We start from the raw sequence: 8,175 nt of genomic DNA, 5'->3' as shown, positions 1-8,175 counted from the left end.
CGGCGATCGCCTTGAGCAGCTGGTTGCTCAGCGTGTAGCCAAAGGAACCGTTGATCAGCTTGAACTGGTCGCAGTCGAGGTAAATGACCGCAAAGGCCGAATTCTCAGCCTGAAGCAGCTCAGCCAGAGTCTGGTTTAGGGCGGCCCGGCTGGGCAACTGGGTGAGGGCATCGTGGGAAATGACCGCCTGGAGCTGGGCCGTGCGCTTGAGCACCTTGGCTTCGAGCTGGGCGTTAAAGGTTTCTAGCTGCCGGTACTGCTGCCGCAGCAGCAGCATCGATTGCACCCTGGCGATCAGCTCTAGCCGGTTGATCGGCTTGCTGATAAAGTCGTTGGCCCCGGCGCTAAAGCAGCGGGCGAGATCCTGTTTTTCGCTCAGGGCCGTCACCATAATCACCGGCAGGGCGGCCCAGGCGGGCGAAGACTTGATCTGGCGGCAGACCTCAAATCCATCGAGACCGGGCATCATGACATCGAGCAAAATCAGGTCGGGGGCCAGGTGGTCGAGGGCGGCGATCGCTGCTTCCCCCGTGCTGACGTAGTGCAGCTGATAACCCTGGGCATCCAGCAGGGCCTCGATCACATCAAAGTTATTGGGGTCATCGTCAACGATCAAGATGGAGGGGGATGGCATAGGTCGGCGGGTGAGTTACAGGGTGGAGGTCACAAGGGGGGTGAGCAAGTGCTGAATGGCAGCGGCCAACTGCTTTAGTTTCAGCGGTTTGCCCAGGTGTTGGTTTGCCCCGGCCGCTAGGCAGCGATCGCGATCGCCCGCCGCGCTGACCTCGGCGAGGGCAATGATCGGGCGATCGGCCAGGTGCGGATCGTCGCGGATGTGGCGAATCGCCGCCAGTTCATTTATCCCCGGCACTTGCATATCCATCACAATCAGATCGGGATTTTCTGCCAGAGCTGTGGCCGCTTCACCCCGACGGGCCACCAGCAGACGGTAGCCCTTAGCGGTCAGGTAGTTAACCACGGTGCTGATCGTGGCCTCCTGGTCGCTCGCCAGCAAAATCAGGGGCTTTGGGGGAGCGATCGCCGGAGTCTCTGGGGCACTGGCGACAGCTGTACCCGGACTGGCTGTCAATTGACCTACGCCAGGCTCATAGGGCAGGTCGATGGTGAAGCGGCTGCCGACACCGACCTCACTGATCAGCCCCACCTGGCCACCGTGGAGCTCGGTGAACTGTTTCACCAGGGTGAGGCCCAGCCCTGTGCCCTCGTACTGGCGGTTGAGGGCGCTGTCGATCTGAATGAAGGGCTGAAACAGTCTTTGCTGGTCATCGGGGGCAATGCCAATACCTGTATCTTGGACGGTAAACCGCATCACGGCCTGAATCTTGTCACCGTCTTGGCACAATTCTGACGCGACAGTCAGGCTGACGCGGCCGCCCTCGGGGGTGAATTTGACCGCATTGCTAAGCAAGTTGATCAAAATCTGGCGCACGCGCCGCTCATCGATCACCAGGTCAGGCAGGTCGGCAGGAATGCAATCCATGAGCTGAATGCGTTTTTTGTAGGCCTGCTGCAGCACAAAGGTCAGGCTTGAATGGCACAGGGGGGCGATCGCCGTGGGGGTCAGGTGTAGGGTAATTTGGCCCGACTCAATTTTGGCCATATCGAGAATGTCGTTGATCAGCGCCAGCAGGTGGGAGGCGCTGGTCTCGACGGTGGTGAGAGCCTTGAGCTGGCGATCGTTGATAGCGCCAAACACCTGCTCTTGCAGCCCCTCAGTCATGCCCAAAATGGCGTTCAGGGGGGTGCGCAGTTCGTGGCTCATATTGGCGAGAAACTCGTCCTTGAGGCGGGTGGCGCGGAGCAGCTCGGCATTGGTTTGCCGCAGTCTCTCCTCGGCACACTTGCGATCGGTGATATCCGCTAGGTAGCCAATGATTTCCTGGGGCTGGCCCTGGGCATCGTAGACCAGGCGGGCCTCATCCTGTACCCATCGGTAATGCCCGTCTCGGTGCCGAAAGCGATACTCCAGGGCATAGCAGCCGCGCTCGACAATGGCGGGGATACCGGCCCAAATGTCGTCGGCCTCGTCGGGATGGTAGTATTCGCGCCAATCGGCAAAGTTGGCGATAAACGCCTCTGACTCGTAGCCCAAGATGTCTGCCAGGTTTTGGCTGATAAACGTGGGTCGGTAGGGGGCGGTGGGCTCAGCGCTGTAGATAACGGCGGGGCTGGAGCCGAGCAAAAAGCCCAGGCGATCGCGCAGGCGCTGGTTTTCGGCTTCAATCCGCTGGCGATCGCTGACATCGCGAAAAATGCCCTGCACCACCCGAGTCGCCCCCAGAGCAATGGTGGTCGCGGTAATATCCACCGGAATCCATTGGCCATCGGCGTGCAGGATGAGGACGTTCAAAGTCTGAAAATGGGGGAGATCAATAGACTTCTGAAAGATGGCGCTCAGCTCTGCCCGGTGATCTGGCGGATGCAGTTGAGACTGATGCATCTGGATCAACTGATCGCGGGAGCGGCCAAACAACTCCTCCGTCCGGCGATTCACCTCTAGAATATGGCCCTCCATATCGGCCACCACAATGGCGTCGCTGGCCCCCTCCATCAGTCCCCGATAGCGGGCTTCGCGTTCCTCCAGGGCAGCGGTGCGCTCGTCTACCTGCTGGGCCAACGATTGGTTGAGTTCCTTGAGCTGGTGTTCGGCCTGTTTGCGATCGCTGATGTCGCGCACCAGGGCTAGCACCTCATCGTCTCGGTAGGGCACCACGCGCACTTCTTCAATCTGAAATGTCTCGGCTGTGGATAGATCCTGCTCATAAAACTGGATGGCTTTAGTGGCTAGGGCCTGGGCAATCGCATCGAGACGCTGCTGGGCCGCCACTGGCGGCAACGATTCGGTCACATGGGTGCCGACCAAGTCCAACAGCGGGCCTACCACCTGGAAGGTGGGGCTGGCGGCAAACTCTAGGTAGATGCCATCTTTACTCAACCGCACCAGTAGATCGGGCAGGGCCTTCAGCAACGCCCGCTGGTGGGCTTCGTTCTGCTGAAGGGCTAACTCCGTGCGCTGGCGTTCGGCTTCGCTCTGTTTGCGCTCGCTGATGTCGCGAACTAAAAATAGCACCTCATCCTCGCCGCACCGCACCGCCCGCAGTTCTTCTTGCTGGAGGCGATCGCCCACCGAAATCTGCTGCTCGTAGGTTTGCACCTCATGGGTGGCCAGAGCCTGGTGGATAGCCTGGAGCTTGCGCTCCGTCAGATCGGCGGGCAAAAACTCCGACACGTGGCGACCGATCCGGCTCCGGGAGGAGGCAACAATATCCAAGGGGTGATTTTGGCTCAGCACTTCGCGGTAGCGGCCATCGGCCCCCACCCGAAGCAGCAGATCGGGCATGACCGAGAGCATGGCCCAACTTTGGGCCTCGCGGCGGGCCAGTAGGCGCTCGGCCTGAAGCCGCCCCTGGGCCGAGGCAATGGTCTGGGCCAGCACCTGCACCATCTGCTGAGCATTGTCATCCCACCGGGTGGGCCGACCCAGGGTAAGAAACCCCACGTAACCGACGACCCGAGTCTGTTGAATTAGCGGGACAGCCAGCACCGCCTCGACGTTAAACCCTTGCCAACGGGTGCGATCGGTGGCGCAGTCGGCGGCCAGAGCCCCCACATGGGGCACGTTGATCACCTCCCGCTGAAGCAGCGCCGCCGTAGCCCATGGAAACGCCACCATCGGAATGGTATTGGGAATCTGACGCACCACTCGGCAGTTGGGGCGGTACCACTGGTGGGTGACGCGCATCGTCCCACCCTGCGAGGCATTGACGTCAGCCAGGGCCACCACATGGCCGTGGTCGGCCTGAATATAGGCTCCAATTTGGGCTAGGGCGCGCGTTACCTCGGTGTCAAACTGGGCGGCCCTCACCTCTACAAAACGCTGGGTCACTTCCATCATCAGCTGGTTGAGGTCGCGCTGGCGGGCCACCGTCAGCTCGGCCTGTTTGCGATCGCTCACCTCCAGCACCACGCCAAACCACTGCACATCGCCATTGGGCAGGCGCTCGGGCTGGCCATGGATCTGGATCCATTTGGTCTTGCCCAAGGGGGTAACGATGCGCCCTTCGTGGTGCAAGGGGGTCAGGGTGGCGGCGCTGTGGGCCATGGCCGCATCTACCCCAGCTCTGTCTTCTGAGTGCAACAGGGCGGCCATGGCGCTGAAGTCGGCCAGGGCGATTTCCACGGGAATCTCGAAGAGATTGGCTCCGGTGCTGCTCAGGTAGGTAAACGCGCGATCGCCGCTGGCCCGCTGCACAACCGTGTATACAATGCCCGGCTGGGTCTCTACCAGCTTTTGAAACCGGGCCTCACTGCGCTGCAAAGCCTGTTCTACCCGCTGGCGATCGCGCCGATTTTGGGCTTCTCGCACCTCCCGGCGCAGGATCACAGGCAGGCGAGCCAGGTTGTCTTTCACGAGATAGTCCTGGGCACCGGCCTTCATCAGAGCCACCGCCTGCTGTTCACCAGAGGATCCAGAGACAACGATAAAGGGTACATCTAACCCCTGCTCGCGCACGATGGCCAGCGCCGTTGGGGCATCAATCCCCGGCAGGTGGTGGTTAGAAATAACCGCATCCCAGCGGCGAGTCGAGAGCATGGGGCGCAGGTCTGCGGCGGTCTGTACCCGCTCCCAGGTCACCGCTAGGCCATCCCCACGCAGGCTCTCAACGATCAGCAGCGCATCATCTTCAATCTCGTCAACAATTAGAACAGCTAAGACTTCAGTCATCTTGTCTCCACAATGTTTGAAGACAAACCGCCTGGGGTGCTAGAGGGGTTAACCCACGCTTGGGTATAGAGTACCCGTCCTCAGTCGGCAAACCCTGTAGGTCGATGAGTTGGGCGAGCTTAATTATTGTTGCTGCTGCAAAGAGGATACAGTTTGCCCATCCCTACAATTAGATGCAGGGCATGGCTGGCCCCGAGTCGCACGTTCCCCCTCGCTCCCCTCAGGCTCTCTCTTCCAGCTTGGGCGTAAACTGCAAATACAGACAGGGAATCACGATTAGGGCAATGCCGGTGGCGGCGATTAGGCCAAAGATGATGGTGCTACAGAGGGGCATCCACCGGGGTGAGCTGAAGGCCAGGGGAATCAGGCCAATGATGGTGGTGATGCTGGTGGTGAGAATCGGGCGCAGGCGATCGGACACCCCGTGGGCGGCGGCCTTTTGCACCGTCATGCCGTCTTGGCGATAGGCATTCATCGTATCGACCATGACGATCGCATTGTTCACCACAATTCCCACCAGGGCGATGATGCCAATAAAGGCCGAGAACGAAAACGGAATCCAGGCCAGGAAAAAGCCGCCAAAGGTGCCAATCAGCGCCAGGGGAATGGTCATCAAAATAATGATCGGCTGGCTAAAGGAGTTGAGCTGCAAGACCAGCACGGCGAACACCAAAAAGATCGCCAGCACCAGAGCTTGCCCCGCCGAGCCAAAGGTTTCGGCCTGGTCTTCGGCTTCGCCGGCAAAGGCGTAGGTATAGCCCGTGGGCCAGGTGGCCTGGCTGTCGGTCAATAGCGGCTCGGCGTCGGCGAGAATTTCGCCCACGGTGCGGTTGGCGTTTTTGGCCAGCACCGTCACCGTGCGCTGACCACCCCGGTGGGTGATTGACAGGGGCGATTGGCCCTGCACCGCCTCTACCACCGCCCCGGCGGGCACCACCGGCTGGTCGGGGTTGTTGCCAAAGAAGCGCACCAGCGACAGCTCATCGCGGCGGGTTGGGCCGCCGACGGTGCCCTGGCGCGAGGGCCAGGCAGTACTCAGGTGAATGTCGATATCCTCCTGATTGCCGCCGATGACAAACTGGCCAACTTCGGTGTCGGTCATGTAGTAGCGGGCCTGCATGGCGATGTCGTCCTCGTCGAGACCGTAGAAATCTAGCTCTTCTCGCCGGGGCAGCAGCCGCAGGTCAGACTGGAGGTTGCCCAAGTTGTCGCGCACGTCGGTGGCCCCCGGCACCTGCCGCACCAGGTTTTGCACCTGGTTGGAGAGCTGGCGCAGCTCCGTCATGTCGCTGCCCGTAATTTCGATTTGAATCGGGTCGCCCGCCCCGGTGGAGCTTTCGGTGCTCACCAGCAGGGTGGCACCGGGGTACTGGGCCAACGACTGGTTCAGCTCCATCCGCAGGTCGTTGGCGATGTCTTGGGAGACTTGGTTGCGATCGCCTTCGGGCACCAAAATGCCAGAGAACCCCAGCAGGTAGCTGCCGGTGGTGGGCTGGAGGGTACCGGTGCTGACCAGGGTGCTGCTCTGGCCCGCGTATTTGATCACGTTGTCGAAGTAGTCTTTTTGGCGCAGGGTCTCCCCCAGATCGTCGGCCACGGTTTGCGACACCGCCAGGGTAGTGTTGGGCGGCAGTTCGACATTGATGCTCAGCTTAACGCTGTCTTCTTCGGGAAAGAAGACCGTAGGAATTTGGGTAAAGGCCAGGGTAGCGGTGACAAACAGCGTCAGGGCAAACAGCGTCCAGGCACGGGCGGTGGTTTTGCTGCGCACGGTGTAGCGCAGGCTCCAGCGAACAAAGCGGGCCGAGGCGGTTTCGCTGAGGCGATCAACCCGAGACTTGCGGCGGTCTTTGATGTTGCCGAGCAGATAGCGGGAGAGGGGAATGTCGATCAGCAGGGCGATCGCAAAACTCATCAGCAGACAGATCACCGCCGTCAGCGGCAGCAGCCGAATGAACTTGCCCATGGTGCCGCCGATGGCCAGCAGCGGCGTCATCGCCAAAATGGTGGTCAGCTGCCCGGCAAAGGCGGGGGCGGCGTAGGTTTTCACCGTCTTGAGGGCCGCCTGGTTAAAGCTCAGCCCCGAGGCAAAGATCGCCTCGTGCATGCCCTCCATCATCAAAATAAACACATCCACCAGCATCCCCAGGGCCAGCACCATGCCGATCAGCACCATGTTGTTGAGGGTTGACCCCATCAGCCACAGCACCGCCAGGGTGCCTAAAAAGGTCAGCGGAATCGAGAGCCCAGCAATCAGCGCCTCCCGCCAGGAGAGGGCAATAAACAGCACCACAAACACCGCGATCATCGCCTGAATGGCGTTGCTAAACAGGTTGCCGAGCTGCTCCCAGATCAGCTCTGAGTCGTCCGCCGTCACCGCGTAGTCCATGCCTGGGGGCCACAGGGCCGGGTCAACCCGGGCCGCCTCTAGATCCGCCAGCACGCTGTCGATCACCTGAATGGTGTCTTGCCCCGGCACCTTTTTGATCGAGACGCTGACCACCGACTCATAGGCTGACCCGGCGATGCTGATCGCCGCCACGCTGGTTTCAGGCTCCAGCTCGCGGCGAATGTCGGCCAGCTCTGAGAGGCGCACCACGCGGCCATCTAGCCGGGTGATGGGCAAGGTCTGCAATTCCTCTAGCTGCCGAAACCGACCGTAGAAGCGCACCTGGGTGCCAATGGCATCGCTCTCAATTTCGTCTAGGGGCATGTCGCTGTTGGCGGTGCCCAGGCGATTGGCCACGGTCATGGGCGAAATGCCCAGACTGGTGAGCTGGTTAGGGTTCATCAGCACCTGCACCACTTCGTCGCGGGCTCCGCCCAGGTCGACCTCGGTCACTCCCGGCACCTTCTCCAGCCGATCTTGGAGCCGCTGGGCCGCCTGACTGAGAATGGTCGAGTCGAGGTCGCCAAACAACGCCACGGTGAGAATGGGCGCATCGGTCACCGAAATCGACTGCACCGAGGGCTGATCGGCCTCCCGAGGCAGGTTGGGCTCGGCCCGAGACACGGCGTCTCGCAGCCGCTGAATCGACTGATCGGCATCGGCATCGGCCCGAAACTCGACGTTGATCAGCGAAAAGCCGCTGAAGGAGGCGCTGTCTAGGGTACTCAGCCCCTCCACCGACTGAATTTCTTTTTCTAGCTCGTTGGTGACCTGCTGCTCGATGGTCTCGGGGTCAGCGCCGCCCCAGGTGGTGGTAACGGTGGCGATCGCCAGGGCAATATCCGGGTTCGACTCTTTGACCATCGAGCCGTAGGCCAGCAGCCCGCCAAACACCATCAGCAGGGTCAGCAAAATGCCAAACACCGTGCGCAGAAAGAAAAAGCGGGTCAACGGAGAAGCCGATTGCGCCGGTTGGCCCAGGGGAGCCGGGTCGGGTTCAGGGACGGAGTTCTGTACGGGGACATTATGGGCAGCCATG

Annotated in this window: 3 protein-coding genes; all 3 read right to left on the bottom strand. The window is 61.0% G+C overall.

What is annotated here, in order from left to right; translation table 11 throughout:
* The coding region (locus VB780_RS13400; protein WP_323351664.1) for a response regulator at nucleotides 1-634 on the bottom strand (634 nt) is incomplete at its 3' end.
* 15 nt (nucleotides 635-649) lie between these two features.
* Nucleotides 650-4,747: a PAS domain S-box protein gene (locus VB780_RS13395; RefSeq protein ID WP_323351663.1), complete on the bottom strand. Its 4,098-nt coding sequence runs from the start codon at nucleotides 4,745-4,747 to the stop codon at nucleotides 650-652.
* A 220-nt stretch (nucleotides 4,748-4,967) separates the two neighbouring features.
* Nucleotides 4,968-8,174: an efflux RND transporter permease subunit gene (locus VB780_RS13390; protein ID WP_323351662.1), complete on the bottom strand. Its 3,207-nt coding sequence runs from the start codon at nucleotides 8,172-8,174 to the stop codon at nucleotides 4,968-4,970.
* Nucleotide 8,175 lies beyond the last annotated feature (1 nt).

Source organism: Leptolyngbya sp. CCNP1308 (assembly GCF_034932455.1).
Taxonomy (GTDB): Bacteria; Cyanobacteriota; Cyanobacteriia; order Phormidesmidales; family Phormidesmidaceae; genus Nodosilinea.
Note: the sequence above shows the minus strand (reverse complement) of the source record. Positions and strands in the feature narration are given on the sequence as shown.

Bases quoted from the DNA above. Each gene is read 5' to 3' on its own strand.
- VB780_RS13390 (WP_323351662.1), bottom strand. From the start codon at position 8,174: ATGGCTGCCCATAATGTCCCCGTACAGAACTCCGTCCCTGAACCCGAC.
- VB780_RS13395 (WP_323351663.1), bottom strand. From the start codon at position 4,747: ATGACTGAAGTCTTAGCTGTTCTAATTGTTGACGAGATTGAAGATGAT.